The following is a 1,333-nucleotide window of genomic DNA, read 5'->3' as shown; positions in this document are numbered from 1 at the left end:
CCCAGTTATGAGTACGCCCGTGAAATATGCCGATCTCATCATGCTGGCAACCGAACGCCGCGATCTCGGGCTTGATGATGGCTCTTTCTGGCCTGTACTGGAAGGTATCCCGGCAACAGAGATGTTCAACGTGATTCCACTGGCACCGGGCCATGCCTACGGGATGTTTATGGAACGCTTTAACGAGTTATCGGAGTTACGCAAATGCGCATGAATGTTTTCGAAATGGAAGGGTTTCTTCGTGGGAGATGTGTACCGCGAGATCTGAAAGTAAATGAAACAGATGCTGAATACCTGGTGCGTAAATTCGATGCGCTTGAAGCTAAATGTGCAGCACAGGAAAACAAAGTAATACCAGTGTCAACTGAACTGCCACCAGCAAATGAAAGTGTTTTGTTATTCGATGCTAACGGAGAAGGCTGGCTAATTGGTTGGCGTTCTCTCTGGTACACCTGGGGACAAAAAGAAACCGGAGAATGGCAGTGGACATTTCAGGTCGGGGACCTTGAAAACGTCAATATCACTCACTGGGCAGTAATGCCAAAAGCACCGGAGGCTGGAGCATAATGACCACTTTTACCGACAAAGAACTGATTAAAGAAATTAAAGAGCGTATCAGCAGCCTTGACGTGCGAGACGATATTGAGCGCCGTGCTTATGAAATCGCACTCCTATCTCTGGAAGTAGAACCAGATGAACGCGAAGCTTATGAATTATTCATGGAAAAGCGTTTCGGTGACTTAGTAGATCGTCGGAGAGCAAAAAACGGCAATAACGAATACATGGCATGGGATATGACTCTCGGTTGGATCGTCTGGCAGCAACGAGCTGGTATCCATTTTTCAACAATGTCACAGCAAGAGGTGAAATAATGGAGCCATACAGCCTCACACTCGATGAGGCCTGTCATTTTCTCAAGATATCCAGACCGACTGCCATTAACTGGATACGCACAGGGCGTCTTCAGGCAACACGCAAAGATCCCACTAAGAATAAATCTCCTTACCTCACAACACGACAAGCCTGCATTGCGGCTCTTCAGTCTCCGCTGCATACTGTCCAGGTGAGCGCGGGTGATGGCATAACAGAGGAAAGAAAATGTCACTCTTCCGCAGAGGTGAAATATGGTACGCCAGTTTCACATTGCCGAACGGTAAAAGATTTAAACAGTCTCTTGGAACAAAGGACAAAAGGCAGGCGACAGAACTCCATGACAAGCTAAAGGCTGAAGCATGGCGGGTCAGCAAACTTGGTGAAATACCTGATATAACGTTCGAGGAAGCGTGTGTCAGGTGGCTTGAAGAGAAAGCACATAAAAAATCACTGGACGATG

General features: G+C 47.3%; 3 protein-coding genes and 2 pseudogenes. All 5 read left to right on the top strand.

Translation table 11 applies throughout. The features are described 5' to 3' along the window. A pseudogene (gene yfdR, locus ACUU1I_RS20575) lies at positions 1 to 214 on the top strand (5'-deoxynucleotidase); the annotation flags it as partial. After that, entirely contained in the window at positions 205 to 567 is a 363-nt protein-coding gene (locus ACUU1I_RS20570) for a phage protein (RefSeq protein ID WP_001242749.1), read from the top strand. The pseudogene yfdR and the gene ACUU1I_RS20570, both read left to right, overlap by 10 nt. Then, positions 567 to 872, top strand: coding sequence for a protein YfdT (gene yfdT, locus ACUU1I_RS20565; RefSeq protein ID WP_000206734.1), 306 nt, complete (start codon positions 567 to 569; stop codon positions 870 to 872). Before ACUU1I_RS20570 ends, yfdT begins: the two co-directional genes overlap by 1 nt. Beyond that, on the top strand, positions 788 to 1,222 hold the full coding sequence (locus tag ACUU1I_RS20560) for a helix-turn-helix domain-containing protein (RefSeq protein WP_077873866.1): 435 nt from the start codon (positions 788 to 790) through the stop codon (positions 1,220 to 1,222). Before yfdT ends, ACUU1I_RS20560 begins: the two co-directional genes overlap by 85 nt. Further along, positions 1,144 to 1,333 (top strand): annotated as a pseudogene (locus tag ACUU1I_RS20555) (integrase); the annotation flags it as partial. The gene ACUU1I_RS20560 and the pseudogene ACUU1I_RS20555, both read left to right, overlap by 79 nt.

This window comes from Shigella sp. SIG3 (assembly GCF_053555855.1).
Note: the sequence above shows the minus strand (reverse complement) of the source record. Positions and strands in the feature narration are given on the sequence as shown.